Consider the following 18791-nt stretch of genomic DNA (forward strand, 5'->3'; position numbering starts at 1 on the left):
ATGACAACAGAATGCATAATTAATGGAACAAAAAAAAATATTAATCATCACCTATTACTGGCCTCCTGCGGGAGGTCCTGGTGTTCAAAGGTGGTTGAAGTTTGCAAAATATTTACCTGAATTTGGATGGAAACCCATCATTTTCACACCCGAAAATCCGAGCTATCCTTTGTTGGATGAAAGCTTGATGAAAGACGTTCCAAAGGATCTTGAAATTGTAAAAACTAAGATTTGGGAACCTTATCAACTGGCTGAAAAACTTAATAAAAGTAATAAAAAATTCAAGGCAGGGCAATTTGATGTTGGCAAAAATCAAAGCTGGAAATCTAAACTTTCGATTTGGGTAAGAGGAAATTTTTTTATTCCTGATGCCAGAGTTTTTTGGGTAAAACCTTCCACAAAATTTTTAGAGCAATATTTAACCGAAAATAAAATTGATGTTGTGGTTACTTCAGGGCCGCCGCATTCTTTGCATCTGATTGGTTTACATTTAAAAAAGAAACTTCCGAATTTAAAATGGATTGCCGATTTCCGTGATCCGTGGACAGAAATTTCTTATTATAAACATTTAAAACTCACTAAAAGTTCAGATAAAAAACATCGCCAGCTTGAAAGTGATGTTTTCAAAACTGCGGATATTACCTTAGCGACAAGCTATACTGATGCAGAAAATTTCCGTAAAAACGGCGCGAATGCTATTTGCATCACCAACGGATTTGATGAAACCGATGCTTCGACTGCGCTCAGCATGATAAAGAAAAATGAACAGCATTCTTCTCAAACTCTAAAACCCTCAAACTCTCAAACTCTCAAACCCAAATTCACCTTAAGTTATATCGGTGTTTTGGAGCAATTAAGAAATCCTGAAAACCTTTGGAAGGCATTGGATGATTTGGTAAAAACAAATACCGATTTTGCTGAAAATTTTAACTTAAAATTTGTTGGAAGAATTGATGATAAAATTTTACATGAAATAGAAAATTCAAGTTTAAAAAACAGCATCGTCAATTTGGGATATTTATCTCATGACAAAGCTATTAATGAGATGCAAAGCTCTGATATTTTATTAATTACGAACTTCCCAAATGAATCATCAAAAGGAATTATTCCTGGGAAAATTTTTGAATATTTGGCGACAGGAAAACAAATTATTTCCTTTGGTCCGGATCAGGCAGATGTTTCTAAAATTTTGGATGAAACTAATGCAGGAAAGCATTTTTCTTATACTGATTCTGAAAAAATAAAAGAGTTTATTTTAGAAAAATTTGAGCTTTGGAAAAATGGATACCTTTTAGAAAATACACAGAATATTGAGCAGTTTTCAAGAAAGAATTTAACTGAGAAATTAGCTGAAATTTTAGGTTAATTGACTTTAAAATTACATTTTCATATTTGAAAATAAAGGCTTCGACAGGCTCAGCCTGACAACTTTAGAACTATTCTTTCAAATAAAAAACTAGTATTAGAATTGTCACACTGAACTTGCCGAAGTGTGTTTTTATAGTATCCAAAAAATTGTTATTAAATCGTCCACTGATCATTGATCACCGCAACCAGATAATATTTCCCTTCAAATTCTTCGAAGACAAAACGAAGACATTTCCAGTCCATTTCTGGATTGGCTTCAGAACCTTTGATGAAGTTTTCTGTAAAATCAGCTTTTGGATATATTTGCTTTAAATTATTCAGAGAATTTCCTTTTCCTTGAAATTCATTAAACGAAACCTGCCCCGTCACAAAATCTTTTGAATAAACCCATTTGGTAAGATAATCATTGATTGTCGCTTTATAAGGATCTCCGGAACCATCCATCGCTCCCCAGGTAAAAAGCATTTTTGTCGGTTGATATTTTATAAAATCGGCTTTTGAAAGTTGTTTATCTTCTTTTGGATCTACAAACGCATACATCGAAAACCGAACACCTTTTTCCGGATGAATAAAATCGGCAAATCTTTTATAATCTTTGTCTTTCAAACTTTGTACAACATCACTATTGATCTGTTTTAGCGCCGCTTCTTTATTGGCAATTGTTGAATTGCTAGCTGCGCTATCCGTTTTTACTAAAGTAGAATCTGTTTTATCATCAACGAATTTATCAGGATTCTTTTTACAGGCTACAACACTAAGGATCAACAGAGATACAATTATTTTTTTCATATTTATTTACTGTTTGTCGGATATATTTCACCAAATCCGATGCCACATTTTGAGTTGGAGAGTTTCGAGGGGTCGAAGTGTTTGAGAGTTTTAGCTTAATAGATAGAGTTTGATTATTGATAAGATAGTTTTTTACAGTGAGTGAAAACTCCTTTGCTTACTGGTTTTTTGTAATTTTGCCATATGGAAATTCTGGATACTCTTATTGTCGGAGGCGGGCCAATTGGTTTGAATTGCGCACTTGAAGCAAAAAAAAATAATCTTAGCTATTTAATTATTGAAAAAGGAACGATTGTTAATTCATTATACAATTATCCTTTATATATGAGATTTTTCTCCACCGCCGAGAAGCTGGAAATTGATGAAATTCCGTTTATTTCTACTGCTCCAAAACCTGGAAGACAGGAAGCTTTAGAATATTATCAGGGAATTGCAAGACAACGAAATATTAACATCAATCTTTACGAAAAGGTTGAAAAAGTTTTGAAGGAAAATGACATTTTTGAAATAACAACTTCAAAAGGAAAATATTACGCTAAAAATGTGATTATCTCAACAGGATTTTATGACATTCCGAATTTAATGAATATTCCTGGCGAAAATTTACCAAAAGTAAAACATTATTATACCGAACCTTATCCTTATGCTCAACAGAAAATTGTAGTGATCGGATCAAGCAATTCTTCGGTAGATGCGGCATTGGAAACGTATAGAAAAGGTGCTGATGTTACAATGATCGTTCGCCATTCGGAAATTTCCGGCAATGTAAAATATTGGGTAAAACCGGATATTGAAAACAGAATTTCGGAAGGAAGTATCAAGGCTCATTTTAATGCTGAATTAATTGAGATTAAAGAAGATTCTGTCATTTTTAAAGATAAAAACGGAGAAATTCATGAGATTGAAAATGATTTTGTTTTGGCGATGACAGGCTATCTTCCCGATTTTGATTTTCTTACAAAATCCGGAATTGATTTACAGGGAGATTGCTTAAATCCGGTTTACAATACAGAAACCATGGAAACTAATGTTCAGAATTTATACTTGGCAGGCGTTGTCTGTGGAGGAAAAGATACCCATCTGTGGTTTATTGAGAATTCTAGAATTCATGCAAAACTTATTATTAATAATATTATAAATCATTTAAATAAGTATTAATTCTGTATTTCAAATAGTTACCAAAGCAAACTTATTTATAATAAACTTAAATATCTTAAAAATCATTAAATATATTCTTTATTTTAATAATTTTTAAAGAATAAACAATGGGAAATAAAAATAATTAAATTATTATTAGTAAATAAATATATATACATATAATTTTACCAAACATTGATAAAATAAAATTATATGAAAAATTTAAAACAACCTCTCTACGCTATTTTAGCAGTTGGTCTTTTAACTTCTTGTGCTCAGGATGAGATAGAGACTGCAGCAAAAACCCCTACTTCCACCGAAAGTTCGGTAACATCTGGGAAAACGATAAGTGAAGAAGCACAAAAGAAATTTATTGCCGACAACGGATTAAAACTTATTGCCACAATAAAACCAGTAAACGTTGCCAGCAAAGCTACTACCACAGGGTCTACTACTATCCAGGAAGAAATTACTCCCCTTAATCTACAACAGTTGGGTTTAACCGCACCAAAAATTGTCAATATTTACAAAGGACAGTTTGGGAATGGAATAAACGGAGTTATTGTCAACAATTATAAGACAAATAATACTTTAGTACGCCCTGCCAATAATAATGCAAAAGCATATGTTAAAACTGCTCTTCCTGTGATTGAAAGTTTCTTACCCGAACTGGATGAGACACAAATGTTATTTAGTGGTACTACTATTTACAATTCAAGCTCTTCACCAATAACTTACAGTAAGCAAGTAAGTTATAATAATCAAATGACACTTGCTAATGCTATTACTTTGAATGCATCACTTAATGTTGGCGGAAAAGTGACAGTTACCATAACCTCTCCGAGTAACATTACCCTTCCCGGAGGTACTTCGATTCCGCTTCCCGTTGTACAAGGTTCGGTAGAAGCTTCCTTCGAAACGACTTTAAGTGCTACAAATACTACAACAATTACCAAAAATAAATCAACCACTTTAACAGAAACAGTAAACACAACAATACCATCAAATAAAAAACTCTTTGTGTATGTAGCACAAAAAGTTCAAAAGGGAACAGTTACGTACAGAATTCCCATATCATATCCGGGAAATGTAATCACTAAAAATGCGAATGCGTATGTGAATCGCCCAGCCTCTTTTCTTCAGCAAAATAAAACAATACAACGAGCTACAGTTAAGTATGGCTATAATGCAGAAACTCAGATTTATATAAAAGAATTAGGCTTAAATGAAACTGCTCCTACAGTTCCAAACTAAGAAAATATCAATTATAAAACCTAAGAGAGTTATACAATGTATAGCTCTTTTATTTTTTTAAAAGATAACATTTACTCCAAAAATAAAATTTCTTTTTGCTGCAGGATTGTAAAAACGATTTCCAAAAGCATTAATATCAAACCCTAAAACATAATCGGTATTATATAAATTTTGAATCTGTAAAGATAAATTCAGTCTTATATTGTCTAAATCGAAAGGATATCTAAACTGGATATTGCCAACAAAGCTAGAATCTGACCATACAGAATTGGCATCATTTAATGGAGCTTTTGAAGTATAAAAATGTGAATAATCAACCGACAGTTTTTTGAAAAAGGTAAAATTCAGTAAACTATTAGTTGTTGTTTTCGGAACGCCTGTAACCTCATTTCCAGAAAAATCATTTGCATTTTGTTGGTAGTGTTTGAATTTAAAATCATAAAAACTTCCTGAAAATCTAAATTTAAAATTGCTGAAAATTTCATTTTTAAGATTAAAATTTTTAGATTCCAATAATATTTCAAAACCTTTTTGAACAGTCTCTCCGGAATTGATGAAATATTCCTGTCCGGATTCATTTTGTCTTCTTACAATGGCATCTTTCATTCGAAAATCAAAATAACTACCTTCCAAAAAAATAGAATTCCCAAACTGTTTACGGATTCCTATTTCTTTATTCCAACCATATTCGGGGCGCAGATTTGCATTAAATTCCTGATTGGAAGAACGGATTTCTTCATTCGTTGGAGCAGAATTTCCTTTTCCGATCTTCCCTCGAATTGAAAAACCTTTTTCAAAAAGGTATGTCACGCCAAAATTCGGAAGCCATTGATTTTTAAAATGAACATTGCCGTTTTCTGTTCGTGGATAGGTTCTTTCCCAATCAAAAGAATTGAAATTTAAACTAATGGAAATATCTGTGAAAAAATTTTCAGCAATATTTAATTTTTGTGAAAGAAAATAAAATCCTGAAGTATTCTTAACCCGATCGAAGTTCTGAGGATTTCCTTCTATTCCTTTATTATTATCAAAATTTTTGACTAGAATATCATTAATTCCACCTTCAAAACCTAATCTGTAAGCCAAGGAAATATTGTTAAAATTTTTCTGATAATTGAAATGAGTTCTCAAAGCAAAATTACTCTCAAAACGATTTTCAAAATTGGTGATAAACGGATTTTCAAAATCAACGTATGAACCTTGAACTAAAATAAAATGAGAAAAATTGGGATTAAAATTATACTCATGAGAAAGTCCGGCTATTATCATTTTATTGCGAATACCAGCATTTTGTTCTTTTGCGCTTGGAAGTGCTGCCGTCGCTGGTCTTGCCTGTTTTCTATCAATTTGCATTTGTTCTAATGTCAATCCTCCCGGAGTTTGATAATCCAAATCGGAGTATAGCATCATGACTTTCAGTAAACCTTTTGGAGAATATTGAAAATTATCTTTCAGGAAAATCTGTTTTCTATTCACTTTCGATTGTTCACGATAAGAGTCTGTCTGATAATAATTTTGAAAAAACTCAACAAAGTGTTTTCCTATTTGTTTTGAAAAATTAAAACTTTGATTGAATATTCCGTAGCTTCCTGTGGAAAGATTTGCTGAAATTTGATCGGAATTTCGGGTCTGAAGCAAAACAGTTCCTCCTGTTACCGCTCCATAATCGCCACTTTCAGGACCTTTATAAACTTCCATTCTATTGATTAATTCAGGAGAAATAACGTTGAAATAAGTATTTCCAGAAGCATCTGATAAAATAAAATCATCGAGATAGACTTTCACATTTCGGACTCCAAAAGGGGATCTCAGCGTGCTTCCGCGAAGGGAAATCCTATAACTTCCCGGTGAACGCTCTTCCATTCTCGCGCCAGCAATTTGGTTGAATGATTCCAATAATCTTTCGGGCGTATTTTGATTCAGCAAGTTTTCTGAAACTACGGAAACGGATTTTGTGGATGCAATAAAGGTCGTTGGTTTTTTATAGGCATCAATTTTCACTTCGGAGATCAGCGTTGCAGAATCTCTTACCTGAGAAAATATGAATGATACAGAAAACAAGGAAAATAGAAAATATAGTTTTGCCATTGAATTAGTTACAGCAAAAATTATTCTCTTTTTATTTTTTGAATTAAAATTTTTATGACTTTGTTATTTTTAAACGCAAAGTATTAATTCTACTTTATGCATTATTTTTAAAGGACAAAGGCAAGTAAAATTTGCTTCGCGAAGCTTGAAAATATAACTTCGTAAAATCAATTTGTTGATTTCTTCTTTGCTCACTCAAACAATTATGTCTTTAAACAAAATATTTAAGTCAAAAAATAAAGACTGATTTGAAATGTAAACAAACTTTAAATATTCTGGAATTTTAACAGGCTGTTCTTTCGCGTGAGGGATGCGGCGGGCGGCGACGAAGGAGCCGGTGCGAGTGAGGAACGAACGAGTACGGAAGCGAAGCGCACCCCAAAGCAGCCCGACCCGAGTTTTGTAGGGGGAAACCTCATAGGTTTTTAAAAACCTATGAGGTTTAGCTTGGGCAAACGAGGGACACGCCCTAAAAAAATTACTCTCCTTTTTTCTTGTCACCAATCAGCCACGGAACGATGAAATAAAATGCAATCGCGATTAGGGTCGCTAACACTCCGGTTCCTATCCATAAGGCATTAAAACCAAATTTTTCGGCTAAAAGCGTTCCGATATAAGGGGTCACAATAAATGCGATGGAAAATGAAATTCCGTTCAGCCCCATGTAGGCTCCTTTATTGTTGGCACCTGAGCGCAAAGCTGTGATGGTTGACATGAAGGGTAATGTCCAGATTTCCCCGATACATAATAATGTCATGGCTACAACCAACGTGATCATGCTGTGATCAAATGCCATCATTGCGTAAGAGAATCCGCAGATGAAAGTTCCCAGAAGCATGGTAACTGCCAAACTGAAATATTTTTCTGCAATTTGTACGAATCCCATTTCGAGCAGTACAATAAGAAAACCGCTGTATCCTAAAATGTATCCTATGTTTTGTTGGCTTAATTTAGCCGTGTCTTTATAAAAGATCGTTAACGTACTGAATAACTGGAAAAAGCAGATAGAAAACAGCATACAAAACGCACAATACACTAAAAATTTAGTATCGCGATAAGGCGAATTTTCTTTTTTAATTTCAATGGCTTCTTTTACTTTTTTTGCTTTAGCTTTGGCTAATTTGTTTCTTTTCGCAAAGAACCAGATATACATTAATCCCGCCAACAGCGCCGCCAGAGAATTACTGAAGAATAAAAACTCGTAAGAAATAGCCGATAAAATTCCGCCCAAAGCCGGACCGATGGAAAATCCTAAATTCACCGCCATACGGTTTAATGAAAACGCTCTGGTTATATTTTCAGGTTTTGCATATTTCGTGATCGCCACGGAATTCGCCGGACGAAAAGTCTCACTTATAATACTTTGAATCAGAATAATACTTGCCACCCCAACCTCAGTTTTGAAAATAGGAATTAAACAGAATAAAGGCACACTCAGCAATAAACTGAGGTACTGCACTTTATATTCACCTATTTTATCGGTAATCATTCCGCCGAGCCATGAACCTAAAACCGAACCAATTCCGAAAAAGCTCAGCACAATCCCTGTATTTTCTATGCTGAAATGCAAATGATCTGTCATATAAACTCCCAAAAACGGAAGTACCATCGAACCCGCACGGTTGATGAGCATTACCAACGCGAGCATCCAACTCTCTTGCGAAAGACCTTTGAATGAGTTGGTATATATATTTATTAATTTCATTTTTTATTTTTTTTGATAGGATTTCCATCCTATCCTATTTTAAATCGTCCCTTCGGGACTCTTTTTGATTTGATAATTACTGGAATTCTCAATATTTGTCATTCCATAGAAATCCAAGCAAATATTTTAAAAATTATCTCTACAAAATAAGTTTAGATTCCTACGGAATGACAAACTTCATGGTTAACAGATATTGATTTGAGATTGCCTCGCCACTTTGTTCCTAGCAAGGCAAAAAAAAACAGGACTTAAAAAAATTAAGCCCTGTTTCATTTATTTTATATAAATAATTTTTACTCCGGCTTATAAGAGTCTTTTAAAGTCACAGTTCTATTGAACACAAAATTTGTATCCGAGGAATCCTGATCCTTAGTAAAATACCCAATTCTCTGGAATTGAAGAGGTTCTCCAACGGCCACATCTTTTAGGCTAGGTTCAGCAAATCCCTGAATTGTCGTCACAGATTCTGGATTGATAAAGTTTAAGAAATCTACATCTTTCTCAGCATCAGGCTGTTCTACAGTGAATAATTTATCGTAATTTCTTACTTCCACAGGAATTGCATGTTTTGCAGACACCCAGTGAATCGTACCTTTTACTTTTCTTAAACTTTCTTCAGTTCCACTTCCTGACTTAGATTTTTCATCATAAGTCGCATAAATAGTCGTGATTTCTCCGTTTTCGTCCTTCTCTACTCTTTCACCTTTAATGATATAAGCAGATTTTAAACGAACTTCGCCACCCAACTTTAGTCTAAAAAACTTATTATTAGCTTCTTCCTTAAAGTCTTCACGCTCAATATATAATTCTCTTGAGAACGGAATTTCTCTGGTTCCTGCATTTTCCTGTTCAGGATTATTTTCAGTTTCCAGCCATTCTTCCTGTCCTTCAGGGTAGTTTTCAATGACTAATTTAATAGGATCAACAACTGTCATGACACGTTTTGCCACTTTATTCAGGTCTTCACGAACGCAGAATTCTAATAATTGAATTTCAATTAAGTTTTCTCTTTTCGCAACACCAACTTTCTCAATAAAATTCCTGATAGAAGTTGGTGTAAAACCTTTTCTTCTCATCCCGGAAATCGTAGGCATTCTCGGATCATCCCAACCATCCACTACATTTTCAGCAATTAGCCTTTGTAGTTTTCTTTTGGAAGTAATCATATAAGAAACATTCATTCTTGCAAATTCTCTTTGCTTGTTTCTTACTTTTGTTTCGTCATAAACCTGATCCAAATACCAATCATAAAGCGGTCTGTGGTTTTCAAATTCCAAAGAACATAAAGAATGCGAAACCTGCTCAATATAATCAGACTCCCCATGCGCCCAGTCGTACATCGGATAAATTTTCCACGCAGTACCTGTTCTGTGGTGAGGTTTATTTAAAATTCTGTACATAACAGGGTCACGCATATTCATATTTGGTGAAACCATGTCGATTTTTGCACGAAGAGACATGGTACCACTTTCAAACTCACCGTTTTTCATCCTTTCAAATAAATCTAAAGATTCTTCAACAGGACGGTTTCTGTATGGCGATTCAATTCCCGGCTCGGCAGGATTTTTTCTTTGCTCAGTCACCACTTCAGACGGCTGCTCATCTACATAAGCTTTGCCATCTTTAATTAACTGAACTGCCCAATCGTAAAGCTGCTGGAAGTAATCGGAGGCGTACAAAACTTTATCCCATTTGAAACCTAACCATTCAACGTCTTTCATGATAGAATCTACGAATTCCTGTTCTTCTTTCTCAGGATTCGTATCGTCGAAACGAAGGTTTACGGGAGCATTGTATTTTTCACCCAAACCGAAGTTGATGCAGATCGCTTTTGTATGACCTACATGCAGATAACCGTTTGGTTCAGGCGGAAAACGGAAACGGATCTGATCTTTTTTCAGACCGTTTGCCAAATCATCTTCGATAATTTGCTCAATAAAATTGAGTGATTTTTTTTCTTCTTCCATTAAATTTCGCTTTAAAATGCCGTGTACTACGACAATTTGCAAATTTAAGAAATTTTAAGGGTTTACGAAAGTGATAATTTAGGTCGATAAATGATATTCGTTCAATATTTTTATTTAAATTAGTAAGGCTAAAAACCGTTACTCAAATTAAAACTAATAATGGCTGTTTATATTTTAAGCAATCGAAAAATCATCCGTCACAAAGGAGAAAAAACAGATTCTTTTTCCAATGACGAATATTCTATTCCTAATTTCAGAATAGCAAAATGTGATTTTGAAAACTATAAAGAACCCACTGCCTCAGCCAAAAAAAAGAAAGATTATACCAATCGAAATATTTTAGATTACCAACTTTTTTCCGAACCTGAAAAACAAGGTTATGAAGAAGTGTTGGATGTTTTATTAAACGAAAAAGGTATTAGAAAGTCTAAACTCACGGCAGATAATCTCGGAGGAAGCCAGAGAATGTTCTATGAATTATACAAAAATATGTCTTCTACCAAAGACAGAAGCGATGTTTTGATATTTATTCATGGGTACGCATATGATTTTGATGATGAATTAAAAGCGATTCTCGATCTAAAGAAAATTTTTATTGATAATCCTGAATCGCCTGTTGAACATATTTTATTTGTAAGCTGGCCGGCTTCAAGCAGCATCGTTCCAATGACGTATTTTGATGATAAAGCATCGAGTATCAATTCCGGGACGTCGCTGATGAGATTATTTTACTTCTATACTCAGTTTTTAAAGGATATTTTTTCGAATCGTGATTTAATGCCTTGTAACCAGAGAATTCACATTATGGCGCATTCGATGGGAAATCGGGTGCTTCAAAGTATGCTGTATAGCTTGAAAAAGGAAAATATCTTGAGAGTAATTGATCAGGTTTTGTTATTGAATGCTGATGTTACTTATAAAGTTTTTGAAGACTCTGAAGATTCATTCAACAAGCTTCCTCTGCTGGCCAACAGGATTTCAATTTATTTAAACAGAAAAGATACAATTCTCGGAATTTCACAGTTTACAAAGAATATTCTCACACCAAGATTAGGTAAAAACGGCCCAAGTAATATTGAACCGTTTAAAGATATTGTTTCGATTATCGATTGTACTTTTATTGAAAATGATATTCTCGACTCTTTTAAATTCGAGATCGGAAATCATTGGGGATACCTCTCCAGCTCGCAGGTTCAGAATGATATTTTTCAGAATTTATATGGTGTGGATAGGAATCTTATTACGAATAGAATCGTTAATAACGAAAATATTTTCACAATTATTTCTTAAGGCTATTTTAATTTAAACCTTAAGAAATGAACGGTATGTTAAAGTTAAAAATTCACTGAACAATGGCATAATGATTGCCAATTTTCACTCGACTGACAAAATGCTAAAAATTTTATTATGAAGAAGATTAAAAAAAAGGTTTCTTATATTTTAGAATATATAAAGAAAGCCATTTTCATTAAAGATGTGATTTAAACTGAATTTTAAAATCAAAAACACAAAAAAATTATTCGATCCTAAAACTACATTGAACCTTTAAAAAACAAATTTTCTCCTTTCAAATCCAGATAACTTTCAAAGTTGTTCGTAAATAAACCTCCTGTTCCAAGACCTTGAGGCATTTTACTATGCTTAGTAAAAGTGTACTGAGCGATAGCATTCAAGCCAATATTGCTTTCTAGCGCAGAAGTAATCCACCAACCTATATTTTGTTCTTCAGCAAGAGAAATCCATTCATCGGAACCAGAAAAACCTCCTACTAAAGATGGTTTTAAAATAATGTATTGAGGTTTTATTGCTTCAAGAAGCCTTTTCTTTTCGTTAAAATCTGTAATTCCTATTAATTCTTCATCCAAAGCAATCGGAGTTGGAGTTGCGGCACATAATTCTGCCATATCATTCCAGTTTCCGGCTTTTATCGGCTGCTCGATAGAGTGAATATCTAAATCTGCCAATTGCTGTAAAACAACTTTCGCTTCTTCTTTTGTAAAACCTCCGTTTGCATCAACTCGAAGTTCCAACAATTCTTTTGAAAACTTCTGTCTTAATTTTTGAAGAACTTCATGTTCAGATTTCCAGTCGACACCAATTTTTAATTTAATACAATGAAAACCATCTTTCAGTTTATCCTGAATCTGTTCTTCCATATAATGAACATCGCCCATCCAGATCAAACCGTTGATCATAATAGGAGTTTCTCCTTGTGTAAATTCACTTGGAAAATAAAGATGTTTACCATACTTTAAATTCAAAACAGCTTGTTCATATCCAAACCAGATAGATGGAAAATTCTTTAATTCTTCCTTTAAGAATTCAGCATCTTGTTGAATATTTTCACAAAGCCATTGTAGCTTTTCTTCATAATCCGGTCGATCATCAAAGCTTAATCCTCTGAAAACCGCGCACTCTCCTACTCCTTTTTTTCCATCTTTCGAAATTTCAAGAATAAAGGTTTCTTTTTCATGCAAAACGCCGCGAGATGTTCCACTCGGGCGTTTAAATTGTAATAAATATCTAAAATATTCTGCTTTCATTTATTTTACACTATCAATTCGCATAAATTCCTCTGCCTTTTCAACCATATTGATGCTTCCACAGAAAAACGGTATTCTTTGATGAAGCTCTGTCGGTTCAATCTCCAAAATTCTTCTGAAACCGTCTGTTGCTTTTCCACCCGCCTGTTCAGCTAAGAAAGCCATTGGATTACATTCATATAATAACCTCAATTTTCCGTTTGGAGCTTGTGAATAAGATGGATAAATATAAATTCCGCCTTTCAGCATATTTCTATGAAAATCAGCCACTAACGAACCAATATATCTTGAAGTATAAGGTCTGTCGCCTTCCTCCATCTGGCAATATTTAAGGTAATTTTTAACGCCCTGAGGGAATTTAATATAATTTCCTTCGTTAATAGAGTAAATTTTACCCGTTTTCGGAAACTGCATATTCGGGTGAGAAAGATAATACGTTCCCAAAGACGGATCAAGCGTAAACCCGTTCACGCCATTTCCTGTGGTATAAACGATCATCGTTGATGAACCGTAAACCACATATCCCGCTGCAATCTGATTAATTCCTTTTTGTAAGAAATCTTCCAGCTGAACTGGAGTTCCGGGCTCGGTCACTCTTCTGTAAATCGAGAAAATAGTTCCTACTGAAACATTCACATCAATATTCGAAGAACCGTCAAGCGGATCAATAAGTACAACATATTTACTTAAATGACCGTTTTCACCGCATTTTATGTCAATAAAATCATCATTTTCCTCAGAAGCAATTCCGCATACCACTTCTCTTTGAGAAAGCGCCGTGATAAAAATTTCGTTAGCAATTACATCTAATTTTTGCTGCTCTTCACCCTGAATATTCTGATTTCCTGCAGCACCCGAAATATCTACAATTCCGGCTTTGTTTACTTCCCTGTTTACTACTTTTGAAGCTAATCTTATTGCACTTAGAAGACGGGAAAATTCACCTGTGGAATACTGAAAATCTTCCTGTTTTTCGATGAGAAATTCTCCTAACGTTTGCAATGGCTGATCTGACATATTTTTCTTTTTACGATTTCTCCAAATTTCGTAAAATTATTCACATTTAGAAAAAATTATTCACAAAAGAATTTACTTCCTGTTTATCAACATAATACAAGCACAAAATCATCATTCAATTAAAATATTAACTCCAAATAAACTCCCAATACTTTGAATCAATCCCCATAAAATGGAGGTAAACATTGATTTTAATAAAATCTTAAGCCTATCGCGATACTAGGCTATTTCATATCTCGATGTAAATTTATAATTTTGATGCCCGTAAAAAACTCATGTAAATTTTATCTAACAATTTTATTATTAACAATTTAATGAAAATTTTCAAGTTTGGTGGAGCATCGGTAAAAGATGCCGATAGTGTAAAAAATGTATCCATGGTTTTGAAAAGCCAAGGGTTTGCTAAATGTTTGCTGGTAATTTCGGCAATGGGCAAAACGACTAATGAATTGGAAAAAGTGGTTGAACTTTATTTCAAGAAAGATAACTACCAAACTGAAATTGAAAAGATAAAACGAAAACATATTGAGATTGCGGAAGGTTTATTTCCTGAAAATCATGCCGTTTTTGCAGAAATCAATCTATTTTTTGATGATATTGATTCTTTTTTAAGAAGAAATAAATCTCCAAATTACAGTTTTGTTTACGACCAGGTTGTAAGTTGTGGAGAAATGATTTCTACAAAAATTGTAAGTGAATATCTGAACGAAATTCAGTTTACCAACCAATGGCTGGATGCGAGAGATTACGTAAAAACAGACAATTCTTACAGAGAAGGAACCGTAAACTGGGCAAAAACAGAAGAATTTATTTCTACTTTAAATTCAGAAATCTGCTATGTTACGCAGGGTTTCATTGGTTCTGATGATAACAATTTCACAGTAACTTTAGGAAGAGAAGGTTCGGATTATTCTGCGGCAATTTTTGCATATTGCTTAAACGCAGAAGCCATGACAATCTGGAAAGACGTTCCGGGAGTGATGACAGGTGACCCAAGAAAATTCAAAGATGTAACGCTTCTTTCGAATATTTCTTATGAAGAAGCTATTGAAATGGCGTATTACGGAGCAAGTGTCATTCACCCGAAAACCTTGCAGCCGCTTCAGCAAAAAAATATTCCTTTTTATGTAAAATCTTTCGTAGAACCTACGAAAGAAGGAACAAAAGTGGGAGCTTCTGACCACAATCAAAACGAAGAATCTTATATTTTAAAAGAAAATCAAACCTTATTAAAAATCTCTACGAGAGACTTTTCTTTCATTGCGGAAGATCATATGAGTTTAATTTTCGGATATTTATCTAAATATAAAATTAAAGTTTCTTTGATGCAGAATTCAGCAATTTCACTAGCTTTATGTTTGGAAGACAAATATGAAACTGTGGATGAACTTAATGAAGATTTGCAAAAAGTATTTAAAACAGAAGTTGTAAAAAATGTATCTTTATTTACGGTAAGAAATGCGAAAATGGAGAACATTGACAAATTTTATCAGGAAAAGAACGTATTGTTGGAGCAAATTGCCAAGAATACTCTTCAAATGGTAACACAGTAAAATTAATTGCGACTAAACACATATGAGTTTAATTTCGAAAAATGATCTTATCAAAGCTTCGGGCTTGAATAAAATAGGTTTCCTTAAGAATCCTGTAGCATCTGCTATTATGAGCGTTGCTAAAATAAACGAAGTCAACAAACTATACGACAAACTAAAAGATAAGGAAGGTAAAGACTTTTTCGACTCATTTGTGAGAGAGAGAAACTTAAGCTATATCGCTTTTGAAGAAGATTTGGCAAAAATCCCTAAAACCGGACCGTTTATTCTGGTTTGTAATCATCCTTTGGGTGCTATTGATGGGATTTTGATGTGCAAAGTTCTTTCAGAAGTTCGTCCGGATTTCAAGGTAATGGGGAATTTCCTTTTGGAAAAAATCAAACCGATGGAACCGTACGTAATTTCTGTAAATCCTTTTGAAGGCAGAAAAGAAGCGTACAGCAGCTCTTCTGGCATGCGCGAAACGCTGAAACATCTTCAGAACGGAGGATGCGTAGGTATTTTCCCGGCTGGAGAAGTTTCAAATAAAAATAATCCTTACGGAGAAATTTTAGATAAAGAATGGGAAAAACCGGCCTTAAAGCTTATCAGAATGGCTAAAGTTCCGGTGGTTCCTATGTATTTTCATGCAAAAAACAGTCGACTGTTTTATCAGATCGCTAAACTTCATCCCAATTTACAGACATTGATGCTTCCTGCAGAAATGATGAATAATAGGGAAAAGCCAATTCGTATAAGAATCGGGCGACCTATCACCGTAAAAGCGATGGATGATATGGAAACCGTTGAAGAATTAGGCGAATTTCTGAAACGTAAGGTTTATATGATGAAATCTTACTATGAAAAAAGGAAATCGCTTGCTCAAAGTATCAATCTTCAAAATTTATCGGTAAAATTTCCTTTATTAAAAGAGGAAAATATTGTTCAGAATATCATCGACGAAACTCCGAAAGAAGATATTATTAAAGATATCAATAAACTGAGAGGAACTGATAAGATGTTTTTCAGCAACGGAAACTATGAGGTGTACTTTACGGCTTATGAAGAAATTCCTTCTGTAATGCGGGAAATCGGCCGTCAGAGAGAGTTAACTTTCCGAGCGGTTGGTGAAGGAAGCAATCTTCCATTTGATTTGGATGAATACGATAAACATTACCATCATCTTTTCCTTTGGGATAATGCTGCAGAAAAGCTTGTTGGAGCTTATAGAATGGCGTTAGGTAAAGAAGTCATGAAAAAATTTGGAATTAAAGGCTTCTACACAAGTTCTTTGTTTGAATTTGAACAGGATATCCACCCTTTCTTCAAAAAAGTAATTGAAATGGGTCGCGCTTATATCTGTCAGGAATATCAGCAGAAACCGCTTCCGCTTTTCCTTTTATGGAGAGGGATTGTGCATGTTTGCTTGAGAAATCCTGATCACAAATTTTTGATGGGAGGTGTAAGTATCTCCAATAAATTCTCTGAATTTTCAAAATCTTTGATGATTGAGTTTATGCGTTCGAATTATTATGATTCTGCGGTGGCTCAATACATCACGCCGAGAAATGAATATAAAGTAAAACTTCGTGATAGGGATAAGAATCTTTTCTTTGATGAAATGGAATCTGATTTAAATAAATTAGATAAAATCATTGATGACCTTGAACCGGAGTTGAGATTGCCTGTTTTGATTAAAAAATACATCAAGCAAAATGCGAAAGTAATTGCATTTAATGTAGACCCGAACTTCAATGATGCCATTGATGGGCTGATGTATATTAGAATTAGTGACCTTCCGGAAAGCACGATTAAGCCTGTATTAGAGGAAATGAGCGAGCAGATAAGAAAGGAACAGGAAAATAATTCACCTGAAAACCAATAAGTTTTAAGTTTTGTTAAAAAAAGTACTGCTAATACTTGCTTCATATATCAAAACTTACTACTTTTGCATCACTTTAAAACAACGAAGTAACAGAATGGTTTCTTAGCTCAGTTGGTAGAGCAATGGATTGAAAATCCATGTGTCCCTGGTTCGATTCCTGGAGAAACCACTAAAGAAACCACCCATCAAAAGGTGGTTTCTTCTTCAAAAAAGTTTTAAAATAAAATTTGCGAGAGTCAGTATTTATTATTACTTTTGCACCACTTCAAAACGAAGTACAAACCAAAAGGTTTCTTAGCTCAGTTGGTAGAGCAATGGATTGAAAATCCATGTGTCCCTGGTTCGATTCCTGGAGAAACCACTTAAATCCATCTCATTGAGATGGATTTTTTGTTTTTTAATATATATAGCGTGACAATTTTTAGGATCAATCCCCAAATAAAGCATTAGATTTTTTAGAATTCTTAAAAAAGTTTCCAGTTTGTATTTCAGAAAGCTGTATCGAAGTGGTGGGAATACCATACTGAATTAAACGATCTATAATATTTTCTAAATGACTGCTATCTTTTAAAATACATTCTGCTGTTAAACAATATTCGCCAGTTATTCTTTTACATCTTATCACTTCCGGAAAAAGCGAAAGATGATCTATAAACTTTCGGAATTCATCATTTTTAAATTTAATATTGATAATCACACACAAATTATATCCTAATTTAGAATAATCAATATCCACAGAAAATTTCCGAATCACTCCAATATCAATAAGGTTTTGCACACGTTCTTTAGTGGCAGACTGTGAAAGGGAAATCATGCGACCAATTTCAGCATAACTAAGCCTGGAATTATCATTTAAAATTTCTAAAATTCGGTAATCAAAAGCATCTAAAACGATTTTCATTGAAAAATATTTAAAATAAGATTAAATCAAGTTTAATAAATCAAATGTAAGACAAAATCCGTTTCTTCAGCATAATAATTAATTCGATTTTTGAAGTATAAAATTAAAAGAAATGACAAGAATTAGCTTATCAAAAAATGGAAATACTCCTTTCGAAAAAATCATCGGTCACAATACTGAAATTCTAACGAAATGGTGTGATCTAGAAGAAACACTTTGGCAAAATTCGTCGCTTAACAAAAATTTACTGGAACAGATTCGCCGTGCTATGGCGTTTGAAGCCGGTTGTGAATATTGCATGGTAAAAGGCGGACGACCAGATTTTAATGAATCTGAAATTAAAATATCTGTCGCTATAAGTTTCGCAGAACTCTTCTGTAAAGATCATCACTCTATTTTAGACGGTCATTTTAGCCTTTTGAAAGAATATTTTTCCGAAAAAGAGATTGTGGAACTGTGTACATTCATCAGTTTTGTCAATGCGTCACAAAAGCTTGGAAAAGTTTTTCATCTGACGGAAGATTTTCAGAAAAATGCTGTGGTAAAATTAAAGGATCTCTAAAAAATTTCAACCAATTAAAAAATTGAAATAATATTTTTTTGAA

General features: G+C 33.8%; 14 protein-coding genes and 2 tRNA genes. 9 read left to right on the plus strand and 7 right to left on the minus strand.

Annotation, left to right across the window (positions count from 1 at the left end; all coding sequences use genetic code 11):
- Window positions 1-22: 22 nt before the first annotated feature.
- Window positions 23-1366 carry a glycosyl transferase family 1 gene (locus OXQ85_RS18785; RefSeq protein WP_267406463.1) on the plus strand — a complete coding sequence of 448 codons (1344 nt, stop codon included), beginning with the start codon at window positions 23-25 and terminating at the stop codon, window positions 1364-1366.
- 155 nt (window positions 1367-1521) lie between these two features.
- Here the strand turns inward: OXQ85_RS18785 and OXQ85_RS18790 are convergent, their stop codons facing one another.
- Window positions 1522-2157: a hypothetical protein gene (locus OXQ85_RS18790; RefSeq protein WP_267406464.1), complete on the minus strand. Its 636-nt coding sequence runs from the start codon at window positions 2155-2157 to the stop codon at window positions 1522-1524.
- Window positions 2158-2340: 183 nt separating this feature from the next.
- On the opposite strand from OXQ85_RS18790, the gene OXQ85_RS18795 reads away from it, so the two are divergent.
- Window positions 2341-3315, plus strand: a complete 975-nt coding sequence (locus tag OXQ85_RS18795) for a YpdA family putative bacillithiol disulfide reductase (protein ID WP_267406465.1) — start codon at window positions 2341-2343, stop codon at window positions 3313-3315.
- Between the two features lie 192 nt (window positions 3316-3507).
- The gene (locus OXQ85_RS18800) at window positions 3508-4548 is read left to right on the plus strand and encodes a hypothetical protein (RefSeq protein ID WP_267406466.1); all 1041 of its coding nucleotides are present in this window, start codon (window positions 3508-3510) and stop codon (window positions 4546-4548) included.
- Between the two features lie 57 nt (window positions 4549-4605).
- Here the strand turns inward: OXQ85_RS18800 and OXQ85_RS18805 are convergent, their stop codons facing one another.
- The 3 genes from OXQ85_RS18805 to OXQ85_RS18815 all read right to left on the minus strand — a co-directional run bounded on the left by OXQ85_RS18805 (window position 4606) and on the right by OXQ85_RS18815 (window position 10308).
- On the minus strand, window positions 4606-6636 hold the full coding sequence (locus OXQ85_RS18805; RefSeq protein WP_267406467.1) for a TonB-dependent receptor: 2031 nt from the start codon (window positions 6634-6636) through the stop codon (window positions 4606-4608).
- Window positions 6637-7114: 478 nt separating this feature from the next.
- The gene (locus OXQ85_RS18810; protein ID WP_267406468.1) at window positions 7115-8341 is read right to left on the minus strand and encodes an MFS transporter; all 1227 of its coding nucleotides are present in this window, start codon (window positions 8339-8341) and stop codon (window positions 7115-7117) included.
- A gap of 293 nt (window positions 8342-8634) precedes the next feature.
- The gene (locus tag OXQ85_RS18815) at window positions 8635-10308 is read right to left on the minus strand and encodes a glutamine--tRNA ligase/YqeY domain fusion protein (protein WP_267406469.1); all 1674 of its coding nucleotides are present in this window, start codon (window positions 10306-10308) and stop codon (window positions 8635-8637) included.
- A gap of 159 nt (window positions 10309-10467) precedes the next feature.
- Between OXQ85_RS18815 and OXQ85_RS18820 the strand changes: the two genes are divergently transcribed.
- On the plus strand, window positions 10468-11598 hold the full coding sequence (locus tag OXQ85_RS18820; protein ID WP_267406470.1) for an alpha/beta hydrolase: 1131 nt from the start codon (window positions 10468-10470) through the stop codon (window positions 11596-11598).
- A gap of 242 nt (window positions 11599-11840) precedes the next feature.
- Here the strand turns inward: OXQ85_RS18820 and OXQ85_RS18825 are convergent, their stop codons facing one another.
- Together OXQ85_RS18825 and fbp are read right to left on the minus strand one after the other, a co-directional pair.
- Window positions 11841-12851: an o-succinylbenzoate synthase gene (locus OXQ85_RS18825; RefSeq protein ID WP_267406471.1), complete on the minus strand. Its 1011-nt coding sequence runs from the start codon at window positions 12849-12851 to the stop codon at window positions 11841-11843.
- Window positions 12852-13868, minus strand: coding sequence for a class 1 fructose-bisphosphatase (gene fbp / locus OXQ85_RS18830; RefSeq protein ID WP_267406472.1), 1017 nt, complete (start codon window positions 13866-13868; stop codon window positions 12852-12854).
- Between the two features lie 314 nt (window positions 13869-14182).
- Here fbp and OXQ85_RS18835 point away from each other — a divergent pair, with 314 nt between their 5' ends.
- The 4 genes from OXQ85_RS18835 (at window position 14183) to OXQ85_RS18850 (ending at window position 17646) form a co-directional block, all read left to right on the plus strand.
- On the plus strand, window positions 14183-15421 hold the full coding sequence (locus OXQ85_RS18835) for an aspartate kinase (RefSeq protein ID WP_267406473.1): 1239 nt from the start codon (window positions 14183-14185) through the stop codon (window positions 15419-15421).
- 22 nt (window positions 15422-15443) lie between these two features.
- On the plus strand, window positions 15444-17285 hold the full coding sequence (locus OXQ85_RS18840) for a lysophospholipid acyltransferase family protein (protein ID WP_267406474.1): 1842 nt from the start codon (window positions 15444-15446) through the stop codon (window positions 17283-17285).
- A 96-nt stretch (window positions 17286-17381) separates the two neighbouring features.
- A tRNA-Phe gene (locus tag OXQ85_RS18845) sits at window positions 17382-17454 on the plus strand.
- A 119-nt stretch (window positions 17455-17573) separates the two neighbouring features.
- Window positions 17574-17646: transfer RNA gene (locus OXQ85_RS18850), tRNA-Phe, on the plus strand.
- A gap of 66 nt (window positions 17647-17712) precedes the next feature.
- On the opposite strand, the gene OXQ85_RS18855 is transcribed toward OXQ85_RS18850, so the two are convergent.
- Window positions 17713-18186: an Lrp/AsnC family transcriptional regulator gene (locus OXQ85_RS18855; protein WP_267406475.1), complete on the minus strand. Its 474-nt coding sequence runs from the start codon at window positions 18184-18186 to the stop codon at window positions 17713-17715.
- 112 nt (window positions 18187-18298) lie between these two features.
- Here OXQ85_RS18855 and OXQ85_RS18860 point away from each other — a divergent pair, with 112 nt between their 5' ends.
- Entirely contained in the window at window positions 18299-18748 is a 450-nt protein-coding gene (locus tag OXQ85_RS18860) for a carboxymuconolactone decarboxylase family protein (RefSeq protein WP_267406476.1), read from the plus strand.
- Window positions 18749-18791 lie beyond the last annotated feature (43 nt).

The organism is Chryseobacterium sp. GM_Chr_2 (assembly GCF_026540445.1).
GTDB lineage: Bacteria > Bacteroidota > Bacteroidia > Flavobacteriales > Weeksellaceae > Chryseobacterium.